Source organism: Mesorhizobium sp. P171375, assembly GCF_057786075.1.
The window spans coordinates 1023269-1040537 of sequence record NZ_JBYNWF010000001.1; the positions used below are offsets into that span (position 1 = coordinate 1023269).

The following is a 17269-nucleotide window of genomic DNA, read 5'->3' on the forward strand; positions in this document are numbered from 1 at the left end:
TTCTGTCGGCTTTGGTCGGCAAAAGCGCGTCTCCTGTCTGCAACAGCGTAGAATTTCATGGCTGGCATTCCGTTTTGGCGCTTGAACTCTCGGTTTTCGCGCGTATGTAAGCGTCGCGAATTGACTTCAGGGAAGTGGACTTGGCTATCTACAGGGAAAAAGACATTTTTGAGCGGCGCAATGCCGCGAACGAGGCAAAGAAGGCGCTTCTGGAGCGCTTCAAGTCAAAGCCGGCGGCAGATGATCCTGCGGTGCTGGCAAGACAGGCCGAACGCAAGGCGATCCTTGAGGCGCGTGAAAAGCGCGAGGCCGAAAAGGCCAGGCTGAAGCAGGAAAAGCTGGCACGCGAGGCGGTCGAGAAGGCCGAGCGCGAGGCAGCAGCCGAAGCGGCGCGTATTGCGGCCGAAGAGGCAGCGCAGGCTGAAGCGAAGATCAAGGAAGCCGAAGAAAACGAGCGCATCGCCCGTTTGCTGGCCGACGAAGCCGAACGCAAGGCCAAGCGCGACGCACGCTATGCGGCGCGCAAGCAGCGCACCGGCCGGACGCCTCCGGGCTTCTCCGCCCGCTAACGCTTCGATCGAAACGATCGGACATCAGGGTCGCCTTCCAGCGGCCCTGAACGTATTTGTGCGCCGACTTCCTCGGTTGCTTTGGCTTAAAGCACCAGGAAAATGTGAAGCGGTTTTCCCGGGAAAAGCGCATTGCGCTTTCCCTTGGGATAGAGCAGATCGCCGTTTCCGTGAAACGGTGAACTGCTCTAGGCGGCGAGCTTCAGCCCCATAATGCCGCAGACGATGAGCGCGATGCAGCCGAGCCGGATCGCGGTTGCCGGCTCGCCCAGCAGCCAGATGCCGAGCAGCGCCGTGCCGACCGTGCCGATGCCGGTCCACACCGCATAGGCCGTACCGACAGGCAGCGTCTTCAGCGCCAGACCGAGCAGCCCCAGGCTGACGATCATCGACGCGACGGTGAGCACCGTCGGTAGCGGCTTCGAGAAGCCGTCGGTGTATTTGAGGCCGATCGCCCAGCCGATCTCGAACAGGCCGGCGAAAAACAGAAAAATCCACGACATCGGGATGCACTTCATTCCATGAGGATGGCGGGTCGTCCCGGCCGGTTTTTTCGGGGAAGGCGCGAGGTCGTCCTCGCTGCCTCGATATAGGCGGCTTCGCCTGCCCGATCGACAAAACACCGGCAGCATTGCTCATGCCGCCGGTGTAAAAATCTGCGCCGAAACGGATTGCCCGGATTTCGGTCCGAGCGACTTACTTGTCCTTGAGTCTGATCGCCTTGACGGGAGGCGCCTTGAGCGCCGGAGCCGCGGCGGGCTTCTTGGCATCCTTCTTCGGCTTGCGGGCTTCCTTGCCGGCCTTCATCGCACCTTTAGCCATGATTCGATCCTCCAATTGCTGGGACGCCAAGTGAAACAAGAGAAACGCCGGACTGCAAGGGGGCTGGCGCCTGTCGCCGGCGCCAGCGGGCCGCTTTCAACCGCTTTCTAATTTGCTCGTAAACCATGCCGGTCCGTGCCATGGTTGTCTTCGCACTGCAGCATCAGGCCGCGCTTCCTGCCGGGCGATGATCAGGCAGGCCGGTCAGGACACAGATGCGAATCCACATCGGCTGCGAGATGAGCTTCGACTTTCCGCAGGAAACGCCGCTGATCGCGATGCTCAACGTCCACTACTCCAGGGCATCCGATCTCGAGCGCCCGGATTTCCTGACCTCCAGCCCGCCGGTGCCGATCCAGAGCTATCGCGACAGTTTCGGCAACTGGTGCAACCGTTTCGTCGCCCCGCCCGGTCGCTTCACCTTCGGCACCGATTCCGTGATCCGCGACCCCGGCACCTTCGAGATGGGCGACCTGATGGCCTGGCAGCACGAGGTGCGCGACCTGCCGTCAGACACACTGCTGTTCCTGTTGCCCAGCCGCTTTTGTGAGAGCGATCTTCTGGCCAGCGAAGCCTGGCGGCTGTTCGGCAATACGCCGCTCGGCATTGCGCGTGTCCAGGCGGTCTGCGACTTCGTTCACAACCACATCGTCTTCAGCTATGGCAATGCGCGGCCTACGCGCACTGCGGCCGAAGCCTATCGCGAGCAAAGCGGCGTCTGCCGCGACTTTGCCCACCTCGCCGTCACCTTCTGCCGTGCGCTCAACATCCCGACGCGCTACTGCACCGGCTACATCAGCGACATCGGCCTGCCCAAACCCTGGGCGAGCATGGATTTCGCCGCATGGATGGAGGTCTATCTCGGCGGTCGCTGGCATGTCTTCGATCCGCGCAACAATTCCCCGCGCATCGGCCGCATCCTGATCGCTTCCGGCCGCGACGCCGCCGACGTGCCGCTGACCCATATCTTCGGGCCGGGCACGCTTGCCAGCTTCAAGGTCTGGACGGACGAGATCATCGAATAGCGGCGTCTTTTTCTCCAGCCAGCCTTCAAGGGCCTGAACGACCGGGCTTCTGGCACGTTGTGATGCCCGTGGAGCTTCGGTCGCAGGGCCGTTACATTGTGTGCCTTGGAGGGACAGCATGGCAGCGCATGGCGGGTCGAAGACGGTCATCTACGCGGCACTCGCCGGCAATCTCGCCATTGCGCTGACCAAGTTCGTCGCGGCCTTCTTCACCGGCAGCTCGGCCATGCTGTCGGAAGGCGTGCACTCGCTGGTCGACACCGGCAATGGCGGCCTGCTGCTCTACGGCATGCACCGCGCCGCCCGCCCGCCGGACCGCACACATCCGCTGGGCCATGGCCGCGAGCTGTATTTCTGGAGCTTTATCGTCGCCCTGCTCGTCTTTGCGCTCGGTGCCGGGGTGTCGTTCTACGAGGGGGTCATCCACATCATGGCGCCCGAGCCGATCGCCAATCCCAAAATCAATTACATCGTGCTCGGCCTCTCCGTGCTGTTCGAGGGCAGCTCCTGGTATGTGGCGCTGAAGGAGTTCCGCCAGCAAAAGGGCAAGCAGGGCTGGCTGCAGGCCGTGCAGTCGAGCAAGGATCCGAGTGTCTACACGATCCTGTTCGAGGACAGCGCCGCCCTTCTCGGCCTCGTCGTCGCCTTTGCCGGCATCCTGGCGGCGGAAGTCCTCGACATGCCCGAACTCGACGGCGCCGCCTCGATCGGCATCGCGGTGATCCTCGGTGCCACCGCCATTTTCCTCGCCCGCGAAAGCAAGGGCCTGCTCATCGGCGAGACGGCCTCGCCGGAAGTACAAGCCAAGGTGCTGGCGATCGCCCAGCAGGATCCGGCGGTGCAACGGGCCAATGGCGTTCTCACCGTCCATCTCGGCCCGCAAGAGATCGTCGCCGGCCTCAGCATCGAATTCGAGGATCATCTGACGGCGCCCGAGATCGAAGCATGCGTCGAGCGCCTGGAGGCGCTCTTGAAGAAAGAGATGCCGGAGATCACCAGGCTGTTCGTCAAGCCGCAGACGACGGGAACCTGGGAACGCCGGCGCAAACAGGTCGAAGCGTCGTCGGATTAGCGCTGGACCAGAAGTCCACCGTTGGCCTCATCGTCTGGTCCCGCTAAGATCACTCGACGGATTTCGGAGGAGCAACCATGAAAATCGATGGTGGGTGTCATTGCGGCGCCATCACTTATGAAGCAGAGGTCGACCCGGAAAAGACCTCGATCTGTCATTGCACCGACTGCCAGCAACTGACCGGCACGGCCTTTCGTGTCACCGTTCCCGCGTCTGAGGATCACTACCGGATCACCAAGGGCACGCCGAAGGTCTATATCAAGACAGGATCGAGCGGCGCCAAGCGCGCCCAGGCCTTTTGCGGCGACTGCGGTTCGCATCTTTACGCGACGTCGGTTGGCGACGGCCCGAAGGTCTATGGGATCAGGGCGGGAACCGCGCGGCAACGCGAGGATCTGGTTCCGACACAACAGAAATGGCACCGGTCGGCCCTGCACTGGCTTCCGAAATTCGAGGGCATCAGCATCGTGGAGGCGCAGTAGCACCTGCCTCCCGGTTAAACGCGCCCCAAACCGGACGATGATGTGCTAGGCTCACCATCAAACGGATGGCGGGTGAAAGCGATGCTGGAAACAGACAAGATTTTTGCCGGCTCGATTCCGGAAAACTACGACCGCTATATGGTGCCGTTGATTTTCGAGCCGTTCGCCGCGGATATGGCACGGCGGGCAGCGTCCCTGTCGCCCGGCGCTGTCCTGGAAGTCGCCGCCGGCACCGGAGTTGTCACCCGCGCATTGGCGCCAAAACTGTCTCCTGGCGCAAGCTATGTCGTGACCGATCTCAACCAGCCGATGCTCGACTTTGCTGCTTCGCGGCAAGCCCCCGACAGTCGCATCCAATGGCGCCAGGCGGATGCTCTGGCGCTGCCGTTTGAAAATGCGACCTTCGATCTCGTTTGCTGCCAGTTCGGCGCGATGTTCTTTCCCGACCGCACCGCCGGCTATCGCGAAGCAAAGCGGGTCCTGAAGCCCGGAGGCCATTTCCTGTTCAACGTATGGGATCGCATCGAGGAGAATGTGTTTGCCAGTGATGTGACGAACGCTCTTGCCGAGATCTTTCCGGACGATCCGCCGCGCTTTCTCGCCCGCACGCCGCACGGCTATCATGACACGGCCCTTATCCGCAGCGAGCTGGAAAGTGCAGGTTTCTCCCGTGTGGCGATCGAGACGAGGGCCGAACAAAGCCGCGCATCCTCGCCGCGGCTTCCGGCGGTTGCCTATTGCCAGGGGACGGTTCTTCGCACCGAGATCGAGGCCAGGGATGCGGGAAAACTGCAAGCGGCAACCGACCGTGCCGCAGCCGTGATTGCGGCCAGACATGGCAGCGGCGAGGTTGCGGCCAAAATTCAGGCACACGTAATCGTGGCTACGGTCTAGAGCAGACTCTAGTCGTCGCCTTCGACGACACGGAGCCTGAGCTGGCCCGTCTTGGAATCCGCCACCCGCACCCCGGGTTCGGCCTTGGCGGGCCCGCCGCCGCGCACTTCAGCTTCGCTTTCGCCAAACTCCAGCGCCTCGATCTTCTGGCCGCGTTTGGTCACCTTCGACGTCGACACCAGTATGTCGTCGATATCCTTGGCCGACTGGGTGAAATGCGTCTGCAGCCGGCGCACCCGTTCGTCGACGCGCTGAACATCTTCCATCAGCCGAATGACCTCGCCCTGGATCAGATGCGCCTGCTCGCGCATGCGGGCATCCTTGAGGATGGCCTGGATGACCTGGATCGACAGCATCAGCAGCGACGGCGAAACGATGATGACCCGGGCGCGGTGCGCCTTCTGGATGACGGCGTCGAAATTCTCGTGGATTTCGGCGAACACCGATTCCGACGGAACGAACATGAAGGCGGTGTCCTGCGTCTCGCCCTGGATCAGATATTTCTCCGAGATATCGCGGACATGGATCTCGATGTCACGGCGGAAAGCCTGGGCGGCGACCTTCTGCAGGTCAGCGCCATCGGCGGCGCGGATGGCGTTCCAGGCTTCGAGCGGAAACTTGGCGTCGATGGCCAGCTGCGGAGCGCCGTTCGGCATCCTGATCAGGCAGTCGGGCCGGCTGCCATTCGACAGCGTCGCCTGGAATTCATAGGCACCCATTGGCAGGCCGTCGGCGACGATCGCCTCCATGCGCGACTGGCCGAAGGCGCCGCGCGTCTGCTTGTTGGACAGGATCGCCTGCAACTGCACGACCTGGCCGGCCAGCGACTGGATGTTGCCTTGCGCGGTGTCAATGACCGCCAGCCGTTCCTGCAATTTCGCCAGGCTCTCATGCGTCGATTTGGTCTGCTCGGTCATGGTCTGGCCGAGGCGGCCGGTCATGGCGTCGAGGCGCTGGCCGATCGACTGGTTGAGTTCGGCCTGCCTGGCGCCGAACACCTCGGCGATGGCGCCCATGCGGCCCTGCATCTCCGCCTGGCTTTGCAAAATGCCGGCCATCCGCGCCTCGGCGTCGCGGGCGTGGTCGGCGGCTTCCGCGGCGGCGATGGTGCGCGCCCTGGCCGACCGCCATAGGGCAACCACCAGCGCCAGGAACAGGCCGAGAAACACGATCGCGCCGAAGGCCAGCGCATGGCCGAGCGTGATCGTCGTGGCGCCAAGCTGGGCCACAGGTTCGGAAAGGATGGAGTTCAGGTCGTTCATGTCGCCAGCATAGCCGATTCGCCGGTCTGGCACAGATCAAAACGTGAACGGGCGCAAACCGCCCCGGTTGACGCTTTTCGCATGACGTCTTAGGTGAGACGCCATGTCGATCAAGCCGCTCATCATCCTTCCCGATCCCATCCTGCGCCAGGTTTCCAAACCTGTCGAACGCGTCGATGCGCCTTTGCGCAAACTGGCCGACGACATGCTGGAGACCATGTATGACGCGCCGGGCATCGGCCTCGCCGCCATCCAGATCGGCGAGCCGCTGCGCATGCTGGTCATCGACCTCGCCAAGGAAGACGAGACGCCGGCGCCGCATGTCTTCATCAATCCCGAAATCCTCGAAAGCGCCGACGCCCGCTCGGTCTACGAGGAAGGCTGCCTGTCGATCCCGGACTATTATGCCGAGGTCGAACGGCCGGCTTCGGTGCGGGTGAAATATCTCGACCGCGACGGCAAGCTGCAGGAGATCGAGGCCGAAGGCCTGATGGCGACCTGCCTGCAGCACGAGATCGACCACCTCAACGGCGTGCTGTTCATCGACCACATCTCGAAACTGAAGCGCGACATGGTGGTCAAGAAGTTCAAGAAGCTCGCCAAGGACAAGGCGCCGGGCAAGCTGGTGGGATAGGAAAAGATGCCGCTTCGCGTCATCTTCATGGGCACGCCGGAGTTTTCGGTGCCGGTGCTGCGCGCGATCGCCGAGGCCGGACACGAGCTAGCAGCCGTCTACACCCAGCCCCCGCGCGCCGCAGGCCGGCGCGGGCTGGAACTGACGCCGTCGCCGGTGCAGCGCGAGGCCGAGCGGCTTGATATCGCAGTGCGCACGCCGATTTCGCTGAAAAGCGAGACCGAGCGGGCCGCTTTCCGCGCGTTGCAGGCCGATGTCGCCGTGGTTGTCGCTTATGGTTTGCTGTTGCCGAAGGCCATTCTGGAGGCTCCGCGGCTCGGCTGTATCAACGGCCACGCCTCGCTTTTGCCGTGTTGGCGTGGTGCTGCTCCCATCCAGCGCGCCATCATGGCCGGCGACACCGAGACCGGCATGATGGTGATGCGCATGGAAGAGGGCCTGGACACCGGCCCGGTGGCACTGGTTGAAAAATGTGCCATCGACCCCGATATGACGGCCGGCGACCTGCACGATCGGCTGATGCACATTGCTGCCACACTGATGGTAGAAGCGTTGTCCCGAATTCAGACCGAAACGCTGGTATTCACCTCGCAAGCTGTGGATGGGGTGACCTACGCCCGAAAAATCGACAAATCGGAGACCCGCGTGGACTGGACGCGGCCGGCTGTCGAGGTCCACAATCACCTTCGTGGCCTGTCGCCCTTTCCCGGGGCCTGGTCCGAGATTGAAATTGGCGGCCGTACGGAACGGCTGAAACTGCTTCGCTCGACGCTTGTGGACGGCCAATCACTTACCGAAGATTGGTCGCCTTCGGAAGGCATGGGCGAGTCGGGAGGAATTCTCGATGACCGGCTGACGGTCGCCTGCGGAACAGGCGCGGTCAGGCTGGTCGAAGTTCAACGGGCGGGCGGAAGGCCCGCTGCCGCGCAGGAGTTTCTGCGCGGGGCCAAGATCGAAAAAGGAATGAAATTCACATGAGCATGATGTCGATACGCGCGGCAACGCCGCGGGACCGCGAGGCTATTCGCCTCGTCGAGGAACACGCATTCGGCCAGCAGGCGGAGGCCGGTCTGGTCGACGCGCTGGTCACCGGCGGCGACGCCGTTGTCGAGCTTGTGGCGGAAGAAGACGGCCAGGTGGTCGGCCACATCCTGTTCTCCAGGCTGTATGTGCAGAATGGCGGCAAGAGTTTCCCGGCGGTGGCACTGGCGCCGCTGGCGGTGGAACCTTCGTTCCATGGTTCGGGCATTGGTGGTGCGCTGATCCGCGAGGCGCATATCCGCCTCAGGGATGCCGGCGAGACGCTGGCCGTCGTGTTGGGCGATCCGGCCTATTACGGCCGCTTCGGCTACAACCATGCGCGCGCCGAGCAATTCGAGAGCGAATACCAAGGCGAGGCACTGCAGGCGCTGGCCTGGGGCGACTCACCCGAAAAAGGCAAACTGGTTTACGCCCAGGCCTTTACCGCACTCGCCGCCTGAGCGGCGGGTGCAGATCGCTTATGCCGCGTTTTCGTCTCGATATCGAATATGACGGCAGCCTCTTCGCGGGCTGGCAACACCAGGCGGATCAGCCTTCGGTGCAGCAGGCGATAGAGCAGGCGATCGAGAAATTCAGCGGCGAGGCGGTGCGGTTGCGCGCCGCCGGCCGCACCGACGCCGGCGTGCATGCGACCGCCCAGGTAGCGCATGTCGACCTCGCCAAGGCGTGGCCCAACGGCAAGGTGCGCGACGCCATCAACGCGCATCTGCAGGCGGCCGGCGCGCACGTCGCCATCCTGCAGGCGACGCTTGTCCCCGACGATTTCGACGCCCGTTTCTCGGCCACCGGACGGCACTATCTCTACCGCATCCTCAACCGGCGCGCGCCGGCTGCAATGGAAAAGGGCAAGGTCTGGTGGGTGCCGAAGCGGCTCGATGCGGACGCCATGCACGAAGCGGCGAAAGTCCTGCTCGGCCGACATGACTTTACAACCTTCCGCTCGACGCAATGCCAGGCCAACAGTCCGGTGCGGACGCTGGACCGGCTCGATGTGAGCCGCCAGGGCGACCTGATCGAAGTCAGGGCCTCGGCGCGCTCGTTCCTGCACAACCAGGTGCGCTCCATGGTCGGGTCGCTGAAACGCGTCGGCGACGGCGGCTGGACGGCTGCCGACCTCAAGGCCGCGCTCGACGCGCAGGACCGCGCCGCCTGCGGCCAGGTGGCGCCGCCCGACGGGCTTTTTCTCATCGGCGTCGATTATCCGGAAGAATCCTAGGCCGGGGCGGTCGATACAGTGATGCCTAGCAGCGCCACCAAGCCGAACAAGACGGCCAGAGACACCACCAACATGCCTGTGAAAACGGCGGTGCCGACAGCCGCGCCCTTGCCGATCGCTGCGTTGGTCATCCGCCAGGTGAGGACCAGCGACAGCACCACCAGAACCAGCCACACCAATTCGGCGAATGGGTTGCCGGACGGCAGGAAGAGCCTGATCAACGCCGATGGCAGCAGCATCCAGGCGGTGATTGCCGACGCCCAGTTGCTGGCGACGACGTAGTGGACGAAGCGGTCACCGATGCCGGCACGCGACGCGACCAGGGCAAGCGCGACCAGCGGCAGCAGCCACGAGCCGAGGTCGACGGTTGCCAGCCGGATCAACATGCCCAGCCGCCCGGCGAACGCATTGGGGTCGCCGATCTCGTTGGCCGTGCCGACCCAGCCGACGATCATCGCCGGTGCGGCGACGACGATGGCAAAGAAGGAATTCCAGAAGCCGTCCGCCGACAGGTCGAGCAGCCGCAAGCCGTCGGCCTTGCCGAGCATCAGCCGCCAGGCGCCGGTAAGCGATGAAGAGGTCTCGTCAACCGAAAGCATGATCAGCCTTGCTCGAACCAGTCTTCTATGAAGCGCTGGTAGATCTGGGTCAGCGTTTCGAGGTCGGCCAATGCGACGCGTTCATCGACCATATGCATGGTTTTGCCGACCAGCCCGAACTCGACCACCGGGCAATAATCCTTGATGAAACGAGCGTCCGAAGTGCCGCCGGAAGTGGAGAGCGCCGGCTCCTTGCCGACCGCCGCCTTGATCGAGCCACGCAGCGTGTCGATGAGTTTGTCGTCGCGCGTCAGGAAAACGTGGCTCGGCCGGTCGCGCCAGACAAGCTCATAGTCGACGGGGGTCTTCTTGCCGGTCCGGTATTTCTTGCGCTTGGCAGCCTGGTCGAGGCGGTTGTGGATCTCTGCCTGCACGGTCTCGGCCGTCCACGTGTCGTTGAAGCGGATGTTGAAGGTGGCTACCGCCTTGGCCGGGATGACATTGGTCGCCGGGTTGCCGACATCGATCGAGGTCACTTCCAGATTGGTCGGCTGGAAATCCCTAGTGCCCTTGTCGAAGACGGGGTGGAACAAGGCCTCGACCAGGCTCATCAGGCCGCGCACCGGATTGTCGGCAAGCAAGGGATAGGCGACATGGCCCTGGCGGCCGTTGACGGTGACGCTGCCCGACATCGAGCCACGCCGGCCGATCTTGATCATGTCGCCGAGCGCGTCCGGATTGGTCGGCTCGCCGACGATCGACGCATCCCATTTCTCGCCCTTGGCCGCCGCCCAGTCGAGCAGTTTTGTCGTGCCGTTGATGGCCGGGCCTTCTTCATCACCGGTGATCAGCAGCGAGACCGAGCCTTTCGGGCCTCCCTTGTTCTCGACATGGCGCGCCACCGCGGCGATGAAACAGGCGATACCGCCCTTCATATCGACGGCGCCGCGGCCGTACATCTCGCCCTTGGCGATCTCGGCGGCGAAGGGCGGATGCGTCCACGATGCCTCATCGCCCACCGGCACCACGTCGGTATGGCCGGCAAACATCAGATGCGGCCCATTGCCGGAGCGGCGCGCATAAAGGTTCTCGATGTCGGGCGTGCCGTCTTCGGAAAACACCGGGCGTTCGACGGAAAAGCCGAGCGGCTTCAGCATGCCTTCCAGCGCGGCCAGCGCACCACCCTCGGCGGGAGTTACGGAGACGCAGCGTATGAGGGTCGCGAGGTTGGCGGCGGGATCGGTCGGCAGTTTCATGGGCAAAGCGATAATCGAAAGCGAAAGGCCTGTCACGGCCAGAGATGATGACCGGTCCTGCCGCCGACATTATGGTTTTCATGTCGTATAGTGCAGGCCAACACGGGATTGTCGCATGGCCAATGCCGAAAAGACCATCGTCATTGCCGGCGCCGGCAGCATCGGCTGCTATGTCGGCGGCTGCCTGGCTCTGGCCGGACGCAAGGTGGTGTTTTTGGCGCGGCCGCGCATCGCGGAGGCCTTGCTGGGCGGTGGGCTGCGCGTCACCGACCTCGACGGTCGCGACCGATCCATCAGGCCAGTGTCCGTCACTGCCGACCCCGCCGCCGCCCTGGCCAAAGCCGACGTGGTGCTGGTAACGGTCAAGAACGGCGCCACTGAAGAGATGGCGGCGCTCATTGCCGCATACGCTCGTGGCGATGTCGTGGTGGTCAGCCTGCAGAACGGTGTCGGCAATGCCGACCGGTTGCGTGCCGGGCTGGGCTCTCGACCGGTGCTCGCCGGCATGGTGCCGTTCAATGTCGTCCAGTCGGCCGAAGGCGACTTGCCGCTTCACATGCATCGCGCCAGCGAGGGCAAGGTGATGATCGAAGAGGGTGCGGCCGGCCTTGCCGACCTTCTCGATGTCGAAGGCCTTGCCGTCGAAACCCATGCCGACATCAAGGCAGTGCAGTGGGGCAAGTTGCTGATCAACCTCAACAATGCGCTCGTCGCGCTGTCCGGGCTGCCGCTGGCGAGCGAGCTCGCCGACCGCCGCTGGCGGCTGATCCTTGCCGGTCAGATCGACGAGGCGCTGGCGGCGATGAAGGCGTCATACATCGCCCCGGCGCGGATCGGCGGCCTGCGTCCCGGCCTGCTGCCGAAACTGCTCCGGCTGCCGGACTGGCTGTTCCGGCGGGTGGCGAGGCGCATGCTCGCCATCGACCCGCAGGCGCGCTCGTCGATGTGGGACGACCTCCAGCGCGGCCGGCCAACCGAGATCGGCGACCTGCAGGGAATGGTCCTGAGCCTCGCCGAAAAGGCCGGCACGCCGGCGCCTTTGCTGAAGCGGGTCACCGCGCTGGTGCGACAGGCCGAGCTGGAAAAACGCGGGTCGCCCAGGCTGACGCCGGAAGCCGTCACGGGATAGGCCGCTCGCCGCGAGCGTCAGGCCTTAGCCCGGAAAAAGCAGGCGCGCGCCAGCACCGCGTCACAGCTTTGGGGCGCGCCTGGGAGCCGGCACTTTGCTCGCCGGGCCTGGCGCCGGCGGCGGCTGCACCGCCGGGTCGTTCTCGATCAGCGTGATCTTCTGCCAGATCTTGCGCGACAGGTTGGATGCCAGGTTCTCGACGTCGTTGACGCCGTCGATGACCACATCGTCATTGACCGACTGCGCGAACAGCGCAGCGATCTTGCCGGTGATCGACAGCATTTCCGAGCAATAATCGAGGTAGCGCGCCAGGTCGGCGGCATTGGTGATACGCGCCGGCGAATGTGCGGTCGGCCTGAAATTGGCAGACAATGCGGCCGGATCCTTGGTCAGCTGGTGCATGTCGATGACATGGATCAGCGACCTCAGCCCATGCAGCTGGCGAAACACCCGCTTGCGCTTGATGCGCTCCTCGGTGCGGATCAGCGCCAGCAGGCCGAGCACGGCAAGGATGATCATGTTGATGGTGGCTTCGATGCCTTGCACCGACTGCACCGCGTCGTCGGCCTGCGAGATGTGGATGAGCGGCAGGATGGTGCCGACGAACAGGAAGATCAGCGCGCCGGCGACAACGGCAGCGACGATGGCGCCGCGCAGCCACCAGATCGGCGCCTCGAGCGCCTGCGCCGCCTTGGCCAGGTCGCGCGACAGCGACACCAGTTCCGCGGCGACGCCACGCAGGCCTGCCTCGGGAAAACGCTCGGCGACGCGCCCTTCCAGCCGCTCGGCGGTGTCGATGATCAGTTTCGGATCAAGCGTGCGGTAGCGCATGGCGAGATATCCGGTCGGCCCTCAGGCTTGTGCGGGAGAATTGGTGTGCCGGCCGTAGCGATTGGGCCCGGGATCACTTCTGAAGCAGGCAAGAATGAGAAGAAGAATCGGGCCGATGATGAGAGAGATCAACGCGTAGTAAGTCGGCTTGCCGAAATCATGGAAACGTTTTGCCGTAACCGCGAAGCTCGACCAGGTTGAAATCAGCACAACGGTCCAGAACACAGTGGCCCACACCTGGCTATTTGCGGTGCCGGGCTCCAGTCTGGCAAACTGGTAAAGCGGGAAAAACTGGGCAAGCAGCAAAAGCAGGCCGGCCAGCGCATACGCACCGGGGCTGACGCGGCCTGAGGTTTTGAAGAAAAGCCAAATGAGGTCTGTTTTTTCAGGCAAGCGGATCCGGTCCGTATTGATTGGCGCCCCTGTTGCCTTCGAGGATGCCCAGCTCGACGATGAGCCAGATCGCCCCAATGAAAGGCACCAGCGCGATAAGTGTCCACCAGCCCGACTTGTTGCGGTCATGCCAGCGCTTGGCGTAGACGGCGAAGACCAGATAGAGCGTGGCGATCACATAGATCAGGTAGACGAAACCATAGGGCATGTTGTTGAACGTGGTGCCGATGATGTTGTCGATGATGATGGCGATAATGGCGCCAACGAATATCACACCGACGCAAGCCCAGAATTTGGCGCGGTTGATACGGCCTTCATAGCTTGTCAGAAGATACTTCCAGTCCATGTCACCCCTCCATGCGGAATCAGCGCGACGGAATGTCGCGCCGGCGGAAGGTGCGTCCGTTTGCAAAAAAGATCAATCGCGCAGCAATTCGTTGATCGAGGTCTTGGAACGGGTCTTGGCGTCGACGCGCTTGACGATGACGGCGCAGTAGAGGCCAGGGCCCGGCTCGTTGTTCGGAAAAGCCTTGCCCGGCATCGATCCGGCAACGACGACGGAATTCGGCGGCACTTCGCCGTAAAAGACCTCGCCCGTGGCGCGGTCGACGATCTTGGTCGACTGGCCGATGAACACACCCATGCCGAGCACCGAGCCTTCGCGCACGATGCAGCCCTCGACCACTTCCGAGCGCGCGCCGATGAAGCAATTGTCCTCGATGATGGTCGGGCCGGCCTGCATAGGCTCCAGCACACCGCCAATGCCGACGCCGCCCGACAGGTGCACGTTCTTGCCGATCTGGGCGCAGGAGCCGACCGAGGCCCAGGTGTCGACCATGGTGCCGCTGTCGACATAGGCGCCGACATTGACGAAGGACGGCATCAGCACCGCGCCCGGCGCGATATAGGCCGAACGGCGCACGATCGACGACGGCACGGCGCGGAAGCCGGCCTTCTCGAAATCGACAGCGCTCCAGCCGTCGAACTTCGACGCCACCTTGTCCCACCATACGGCATTGCCCGGGCCACCCTTGATGATCTCCATGGGATAGAGCCGGAAGGAGAGCAGCACCGCCTTCTTCAGCCACTGGTTGACATGCCACTTGCCGTCGGCTTGGCGCTCGGCGACGCGCACGGTGCCGCGGTCGAGCAGGTCGAGTGAAGACTGGATGGCGTCGCGCGTTTCGCCGCGGGTCGCGGTCGAAATCGTGTCGCGCTCCTCGAAGGCCTTCTCGATGGTCTTTTCGAGGCTCGCCAGATCAGGCTTCGACATGAATTCGCTCCGTTACCACGCTGTTAAGGCCATCGCCTTAACCTGTTTTGAAAATCGCGCGGACCCCTGGCAGGCTTTGCCTGCCTGGGTCTTTGCATGTAGCAGGTTCTTGTCGCAAAACCGCCGACACTTTTGCGGAACCTGCTTATGTTAAGGCGTATTGGGGGTCAATCGCGCGTGCGCCACGGGACGGCGCAAGTGAACTGTTGGGATGGGTAAAGCATATGACTCCTATGGAAAAGGCAGGATGGACGCCGCTGCCGCATTCGGACGAGGATCTGGAGCGCTCGAAAAGCGTGCCCGATACGCCGCAGACGCGTGCCGACACCTATCGTCTGGCTTGGAACGATCCCGATTTCATGACGCGTCGCGAATTGCGCGCGGTGCGGTTGCAGCTGGAACTCCTGAAGCCCGAAATGATCCTGGCCGAACGCGGCATCCGCTCGACGGTGATCCTGTTCGGCGGCGCGCGCATTCCCGAACCTGGCGGCGAGGCCTGGGCGGCCAAGAACGAGACGCAGAAGAAGAACCTCGAGGAAAACAGCAAATACTACGAGGAGGCGCGCAAATTCGCCCGCCTGTGCGCGAAGCAGTCAGCCACGTCCTATTATCGCGAATTCGTCGTCGTCACCGGTGGTGGGCCTGGCGTCATGGAGGCTGGCAATCGCGGCGCCGACGATGTCGGCGCGCCGTCGATCGGCCTCAACATCGTCCTGCCGCACGAGCAGGCGCCGAATGCCTATGTGACGCCGGAGCTGTGCTTCAACTTCCACTATTTCGCCATTCGCAAGATGCATTTCGTCATGCGCGCCAAGGCTGTTGCGGTGTTTCCGGGCGGCTTTGGCACCATGGACGAGTTCTTCGAGACGCTGACGCTGATCCAGACCGGCCGAATGGAGCGCGTGCCAGTGATCCTGTTCGGCAAGGAGTTCTGGAAAAGGGCGATCGATCTCGATTTCCTGGCCGAACAGGGCACCATCACGCCCGGCGACCAGGACATCATCGACTTCGTCGACACCGCGGACGAGGCGTGGGGGATTATCAGCCGCTTCTACAAGTTAGGGGAGTAAGGGAGTAGGGCAGTAAGGGAGTAGGGAATTTGATCTGGATGCGGTGAGTGCAACCGCCGTATTCTCCTACTACCCTACTGCCCTACTGCCCTACTGCCCTACTGCCCTACTGCCTCACTCCCCGCGACTATCCCCGTCAGGAAACTGGCGAGATCGTCGGTGACGAAATCGACGTCGTCCTCATTGGCCGGGTCGCGTTCCCAGATCTCGGCAAAGGTCGGCTCGAAATTGCGCGGCACCACCAGCACCGTGGTCATGCCCAGCGATTTCGGCACCTCCAGATTGCGGGCGAGATCTTCGAACATCACCGCATTGTGGCCGGTGACGGCGTGCAGTTCGGCAAACTTCTCATAGGTCTGGCGCGACGGCTTCGGCGTCAGCCCGGCGGCGACGATGTCGAATATGTCGTCGAAATGGTCGAGGATGCCGAGCTGGCGCGCGGTCCGCTCGGCATGCCTGCGGTCGCCATTGGTGAAGATGAATTTGCGGCCTGGAAGCTGGCGGATGGCGGTGCCCAGCACCGGATCGGGCACCAGCCACGAATAGTCGATATCGTGCACCTTTTCGAGGAAGTCGTCGGGGTCGATGCCGTGGCGCGTCATCAGCCCGTTCAGCGTCGTGCCATATTCGAGATAGAGTTCCTTCTGCAGCTTACGGGCCTCGTCACGCGGCAGCGTCAGCAATTCTCCGACATAGGCCGTCATCTTGACGTCGATCTGCGAAAACAGGTTCGAATGGTGCGGATAGAGCGTGTTGTCGAGGTCGAACACCCAGTCGGTGACATGGGCAAAGCGGGCGGGATCGGGCGACGTGGTCATGGCGTCCTTATGGCACGAAATATCTGCCGTTCGAACCCCTTTCTGATGTCAGGCTTATCCACAACCTATGTGCATCTAGAGTTGTAAAAATGGGCTCACCTTTCAAATTTTAGCCATCGCCGAAAGGTGGCCTTCAGGGCTTGCTGGCACAGAGACGGTTCAGTGGGAGCCAGCGATGAGTCGCATACTTTTAAAGTCCGCCGCCGTCGCGTTCGGCTCGGTAGCCGTCTCGCTTTTGCTGACGCTTATTATCGTTCCCGCCATGGGTTTTCCGATCAGCCGCACCATCTGGCTGACGTCGACGGTGTGCCCGCTGGCGCTCGCCTGGATCGCCTGCGCCAGCACCTTCTGGCAGACCGATAGGCTGAAAGGCGCGCACCGCGACCTCGCCCGCGCGCATGCCCAGCTCGCCGCCGCGCACCGGCGTCTGTCGGAGAAGGCGAGCCGCGACGACATGACCGGCATGCTCAACCGCGAGAGCTTCTTTGCCGCACTCGACGGCTCGCGGCGTAAATCCGATCGTGGCGCGCTGCTGATCATCGACGCCGACCATTTCAAGGCGATCAACGACAGTTTTGGCCATCTGACCGGCGATGATGCGCTGCTGTTGATCGCCAGCGCCATCGAGCGCGGCGTGCGCAGCGGCGACGTGCTTGGCCGCATCGGCGGCGAGGAGTTCGGCGCCTTCCTGGTCGGCGCCACCGGCGCGGAGGCCAGGCGCGTCGCCGAGCGCATCCGCCGCGAAGTCGAACTGATCCGCTTCCGCCCGGTCGACGAGCGGACTGTGCCGCTGACCGTCAGCATTGGCGGCATCACTTGCGGCGAGGATGCCAATGTTTCGGAACTGATGCGCGCTGCCGACCTCCGGCTCTACGAGGCCAAGCACCGTGGCCGCAATTTGTCGATCCTCGACCGGGACATTTCCGAGGCCGCCTGAGGCTCG

22 protein-coding genes are annotated in these 17269 nt (G+C 63.3%); 12 read left to right on the forward strand and 10 right to left on the reverse strand.

The annotated features are described in order from the left end of the window. The first annotated feature begins 140 nt into the window (after nucleotides 1-140). Nucleotides 141-569 carry a DUF6481 family protein gene (locus ACYHH6_RS05050; protein WP_112559037.1) on the forward strand — a complete coding sequence of 143 codons (429 nt, stop codon included), beginning with the start codon at nucleotides 141-143 and terminating at the stop codon, nucleotides 567-569. A 188-nt stretch (nucleotides 570-757) separates the two neighbouring features. On the opposite strand, the gene sugE is transcribed toward ACYHH6_RS05050, so the two are convergent. Both sugE and ACYHH6_RS05060 read right to left on the reverse strand, forming a co-directional pair. Then, nucleotides 758-1072 (reverse strand): quaternary ammonium compound efflux SMR transporter SugE, encoded by a 315-nt coding sequence (sugE, locus tag ACYHH6_RS05055; RefSeq protein WP_181059856.1) that lies wholly within the window; start codon nucleotides 1070-1072, stop codon nucleotides 758-760. A 193-nt stretch (nucleotides 1073-1265) separates the two neighbouring features. Further along, a complete protein-coding gene (locus ACYHH6_RS05060) occupies nucleotides 1266-1391 on the reverse strand; it encodes a hypothetical protein (RefSeq protein ID WP_112559036.1) in 126 nt (41 codons plus the stop codon). A gap of 215 nt (nucleotides 1392-1606) precedes the next feature. Here ACYHH6_RS05060 and ACYHH6_RS05065 point away from each other — a divergent pair, with 215 nt between their 5' ends. The 4 genes from ACYHH6_RS05065 to ACYHH6_RS05080 all read left to right on the forward strand — a co-directional run bounded on the left by ACYHH6_RS05065 (nucleotide 1607) and on the right by ACYHH6_RS05080 (nucleotide 4864). After that, nucleotides 1607-2416, forward strand: a complete 810-nt coding sequence (locus tag ACYHH6_RS05065; RefSeq protein WP_352582903.1) for a transglutaminase-like domain-containing protein — start codon at nucleotides 1607-1609, stop codon at nucleotides 2414-2416. Between the two features lie 118 nt (nucleotides 2417-2534). Next, nucleotides 2535-3488, forward strand: coding sequence for a cation diffusion facilitator family transporter (locus ACYHH6_RS05070; protein WP_352582901.1), 954 nt, complete (start codon nucleotides 2535-2537; stop codon nucleotides 3486-3488). A 77-nt stretch (nucleotides 3489-3565) separates the two neighbouring features. After that, nucleotides 3566-3970 (forward strand): GFA family protein, encoded by a 405-nt coding sequence (locus tag ACYHH6_RS05075; RefSeq protein WP_352582899.1) that lies wholly within the window; start codon nucleotides 3566-3568, stop codon nucleotides 3968-3970. A gap of 81 nt (nucleotides 3971-4051) precedes the next feature. Beyond that, nucleotides 4052-4864 (forward strand): class I SAM-dependent methyltransferase, encoded by an 813-nt coding sequence (locus ACYHH6_RS05080; protein WP_352582897.1) that lies wholly within the window; start codon nucleotides 4052-4054, stop codon nucleotides 4862-4864. Between the two features lie 8 nt (nucleotides 4865-4872). On the opposite strand, the gene ACYHH6_RS05085 is transcribed toward ACYHH6_RS05080, so the two are convergent. Then, on the reverse strand, nucleotides 4873-6126 hold the full coding sequence (locus tag ACYHH6_RS05085; RefSeq protein WP_352582895.1) for a DNA recombination protein RmuC: 1254 nt from the start codon (nucleotides 6124-6126) through the stop codon (nucleotides 4873-4875). Between the two features lie 103 nt (nucleotides 6127-6229). Between ACYHH6_RS05085 and def the strand changes: the two genes are divergently transcribed. The 4 genes from def to truA are packed head-to-tail and all read left to right on the forward strand — an operon-like array spanning nucleotide 6230 to nucleotide 9017. Continuing rightward, nucleotides 6230-6760: a peptide deformylase gene (def, locus tag ACYHH6_RS05090; RefSeq protein ID WP_181059850.1), complete on the forward strand. Its 531-nt coding sequence runs from the start codon at nucleotides 6230-6232 to the stop codon at nucleotides 6758-6760. A 6-nt stretch (nucleotides 6761-6766) separates the two neighbouring features. Further along, nucleotides 6767-7738, forward strand: a complete 972-nt coding sequence (gene fmt / locus ACYHH6_RS05095; protein WP_352582893.1) for a methionyl-tRNA formyltransferase — start codon at nucleotides 6767-6769, stop codon at nucleotides 7736-7738. Next, nucleotides 7735-8241, forward strand: a complete 507-nt coding sequence (locus ACYHH6_RS05100; RefSeq protein ID WP_352582892.1) for a GNAT family N-acetyltransferase — start codon at nucleotides 7735-7737, stop codon at nucleotides 8239-8241. Before fmt ends, ACYHH6_RS05100 begins: the two co-directional genes overlap by 4 nt. A gap of 20 nt (nucleotides 8242-8261) precedes the next feature. After that, the gene (truA, locus tag ACYHH6_RS05105) at nucleotides 8262-9017 is read left to right on the forward strand and encodes a tRNA pseudouridine(38-40) synthase TruA (protein ID WP_352582890.1); all 756 of its coding nucleotides are present in this window, start codon (nucleotides 8262-8264) and stop codon (nucleotides 9015-9017) included. On the opposite strand, the gene ACYHH6_RS05110 is transcribed toward truA, so the two are convergent. Next, nucleotides 9014-9616 carry a transporter gene (locus ACYHH6_RS05110; RefSeq protein ID WP_352582888.1) on the reverse strand — a complete coding sequence of 201 codons (603 nt, stop codon included), beginning with the start codon at nucleotides 9614-9616 and terminating at the stop codon, nucleotides 9014-9016. The genes truA and ACYHH6_RS05110 overlap by 4 nt on opposite strands. Before the next feature lie 2 nt (nucleotides 9617-9618). Further along, nucleotides 9619-10812, reverse strand: a complete 1194-nt coding sequence (gene dapE / locus ACYHH6_RS05115; RefSeq protein WP_352582886.1) for a succinyl-diaminopimelate desuccinylase — start codon at nucleotides 10810-10812, stop codon at nucleotides 9619-9621. Between the two features lie 115 nt (nucleotides 10813-10927). Between dapE and ACYHH6_RS05120 the strand changes: the two genes are divergently transcribed. Then, entirely contained in the window at nucleotides 10928-11941 is a 1014-nt protein-coding gene (locus tag ACYHH6_RS05120) for a 2-dehydropantoate 2-reductase (protein ID WP_352582884.1), read from the forward strand. Nucleotides 11942-12001: 60 nt separating this feature from the next. Here the strand turns inward: ACYHH6_RS05120 and ACYHH6_RS05125 are convergent, their stop codons facing one another. The 4 genes from ACYHH6_RS05125 to dapD form a co-directional block, all read right to left on the reverse strand. After that, on the reverse strand, nucleotides 12002-12772 hold the full coding sequence (locus tag ACYHH6_RS05125) for a hypothetical protein (RefSeq protein WP_352582882.1): 771 nt from the start codon (nucleotides 12770-12772) through the stop codon (nucleotides 12002-12004). A gap of 21 nt (nucleotides 12773-12793) precedes the next feature. Then, nucleotides 12794-13165, reverse strand: a complete 372-nt coding sequence (locus tag ACYHH6_RS05130; protein WP_246501765.1) for a DUF805 domain-containing protein — start codon at nucleotides 13163-13165, stop codon at nucleotides 12794-12796. Continuing rightward, the gene (locus ACYHH6_RS05135; RefSeq protein ID WP_112559022.1) at nucleotides 13158-13511 is read right to left on the reverse strand and encodes a DUF805 domain-containing protein; all 354 of its coding nucleotides are present in this window, start codon (nucleotides 13509-13511) and stop codon (nucleotides 13158-13160) included. Before ACYHH6_RS05135 ends, ACYHH6_RS05130 begins: the two co-directional genes overlap by 8 nt. A gap of 72 nt (nucleotides 13512-13583) precedes the next feature. Further along, nucleotides 13584-14438, reverse strand: a complete 855-nt coding sequence (dapD, locus tag ACYHH6_RS05140) for a 2,3,4,5-tetrahydropyridine-2,6-dicarboxylate N-succinyltransferase (RefSeq protein WP_352582880.1) — start codon at nucleotides 14436-14438, stop codon at nucleotides 13584-13586. Nucleotides 14439-14662: 224 nt separating this feature from the next. Here dapD and ACYHH6_RS05145 point away from each other — a divergent pair, with 224 nt between their 5' ends. Beyond that, a complete protein-coding gene (locus ACYHH6_RS05145; protein ID WP_352582878.1) occupies nucleotides 14663-15508 on the forward strand; it encodes an LOG family protein in 846 nt (281 codons plus the stop codon). Nucleotides 15509-15606: 98 nt separating this feature from the next. Here the strand turns inward: ACYHH6_RS05145 and ACYHH6_RS05150 are convergent, their stop codons facing one another. Then, nucleotides 15607-16326 (reverse strand): pyrimidine 5'-nucleotidase, encoded by a 720-nt coding sequence (locus ACYHH6_RS05150; RefSeq protein WP_112559019.1) that lies wholly within the window; start codon nucleotides 16324-16326, stop codon nucleotides 15607-15609. Between the two features lie 175 nt (nucleotides 16327-16501). Here ACYHH6_RS05150 and ACYHH6_RS05155 point away from each other — a divergent pair, with 175 nt between their 5' ends. Further along, nucleotides 16502-17263: a GGDEF domain-containing protein gene (locus tag ACYHH6_RS05155; protein WP_352582876.1), complete on the forward strand. Its 762-nt coding sequence runs from the start codon at nucleotides 16502-16504 to the stop codon at nucleotides 17261-17263. Nucleotides 17264-17269: the final 6 nt, after the last annotated feature.

Excerpts from the sequence above, each read along its gene's own strand:
- fmt (WP_352582893.1), top strand. The coding sequence starts at position 6,767 with ATGCCGCTTCGCGTCATCTTCATGGGCACGCCGGAGTTTTCGGTGCCG.
- ACYHH6_RS05150 (WP_112559019.1), bottom strand. The coding sequence starts at position 16,326 with ATGACCACGTCGCCCGATCCCGCCCGCTTTGCCCATGTCACCGACTGG.
- truA (WP_352582890.1), top strand. The coding sequence starts at position 8,262 with ATGCCGCGTTTTCGTCTCGATATCGAATATGACGGCAGCCTCTTCGCG.
- ACYHH6_RS05065 (WP_352582903.1), top strand. The coding sequence starts at position 1,607 with ATGCGAATCCACATCGGCTGCGAGATGAGCTTCGACTTTCCGCAGGAA.
- ACYHH6_RS05070 (WP_352582901.1), top strand. The coding sequence starts at position 2,535 with ATGGCAGCGCATGGCGGGTCGAAGACGGTCATCTACGCGGCACTCGCC.
- ACYHH6_RS05120 (WP_352582884.1), top strand. The coding sequence starts at position 10,928 with ATGGCCAATGCCGAAAAGACCATCGTCATTGCCGGCGCCGGCAGCATC.
- ACYHH6_RS05100 (WP_352582892.1), top strand. The coding sequence starts at position 7,735 with ATGAGCATGATGTCGATACGCGCGGCAACGCCGCGGGACCGCGAGGCT.
- def (WP_181059850.1), top strand. The coding sequence starts at position 6,230 with ATGTCGATCAAGCCGCTCATCATCCTTCCCGATCCCATCCTGCGCCAG.
- dapE (WP_352582886.1), bottom strand. The coding sequence starts at position 10,812 with ATGAAACTGCCGACCGATCCCGCCGCCAACCTCGCGACCCTCATACGC.
- ACYHH6_RS05080 (WP_352582897.1), top strand. The coding sequence starts at position 4,052 with ATGCTGGAAACAGACAAGATTTTTGCCGGCTCGATTCCGGAAAACTAC.
- sugE (WP_181059856.1), bottom strand. The coding sequence starts at position 1,072 with ATGTCGTGGATTTTTCTGTTTTTCGCCGGCCTGTTCGAGATCGGCTGG.
- ACYHH6_RS05060 (WP_112559036.1), bottom strand. The coding sequence starts at position 1,391 with ATGGCTAAAGGTGCGATGAAGGCCGGCAAGGAAGCCCGCAAGCCGAAG.
- ACYHH6_RS05145 (WP_352582878.1), top strand. The coding sequence starts at position 14,663 with ATGACTCCTATGGAAAAGGCAGGATGGACGCCGCTGCCGCATTCGGAC.
- ACYHH6_RS05155 (WP_352582876.1), top strand. The coding sequence starts at position 16,502 with ATGAGTCGCATACTTTTAAAGTCCGCCGCCGTCGCGTTCGGCTCGGTA.
- ACYHH6_RS05125 (WP_352582882.1), bottom strand. The coding sequence starts at position 12,772 with ATGCGCTACCGCACGCTTGATCCGAAACTGATCATCGACACCGCCGAG.
- dapD (WP_352582880.1), bottom strand. The coding sequence starts at position 14,438 with ATGTCGAAGCCTGATCTGGCGAGCCTCGAAAAGACCATCGAGAAGGCC.
- ACYHH6_RS05085 (WP_352582895.1), bottom strand. The coding sequence starts at position 6,126 with ATGAACGACCTGAACTCCATCCTTTCCGAACCTGTGGCCCAGCTTGGC.
- ACYHH6_RS05110 (WP_352582888.1), bottom strand. The coding sequence starts at position 9,616 with ATGCTTTCGGTTGACGAGACCTCTTCATCGCTTACCGGCGCCTGGCGG.
- ACYHH6_RS05135 (WP_112559022.1), bottom strand. The coding sequence starts at position 13,511 with ATGGACTGGAAGTATCTTCTGACAAGCTATGAAGGCCGTATCAACCGC.
- ACYHH6_RS05075 (WP_352582899.1), top strand. The coding sequence starts at position 3,566 with ATGAAAATCGATGGTGGGTGTCATTGCGGCGCCATCACTTATGAAGCA.